This window comes from Cupriavidus sp. 8B, assembly GCF_054589115.1.
The window spans coordinates 1-326 of sequence record NZ_BAAILO010000655.1 but is presented as its reverse complement, the minus strand read 5'-3'; the positions used below and the strand labels follow the sequence as shown (position 1 = coordinate 326).

Sequence of the window (326 nt, the reverse complement as noted above, 5' to 3'; positions counted from 1 at the left end):
GAACCTGGTCGCGCGCGATCCGTGGGGTTCGGACCCGTTTTTCGCCCGCCCCAACAGCTCGCACCGACGACGAATCGACGGCTGCTCGTGAGAAATCGAGTTGGCCCGACTCGCGTAGCTTCGCGAGCAGCAACTCGTGCAGTCGGCCCCATACGCCCGCCGTCTGCCAGTCGCGCAGACGCCGCCAGCAGGTCGGGCCTGAACCAAAGCCCAACTTGGTCGACAGGTCGCACCAACGTATTCCGGTCTTGAACACGAACAGAATGCCGTTCAACACAGCCCGGTCCGAAACCGGAAGGCGGCCCGGATACTTTTTGCGACGCGGC

The 326-nt window shown here is 64.1% G+C and carries 1 pseudogene; it reads right to left on the bottom strand.

Going from position 1 to position 326, the window contains the following annotated elements:
- Nucleotides 1-326, bottom strand: a pseudogene (locus ACYP5B_RS52470) (transposase); the annotation flags it as partial.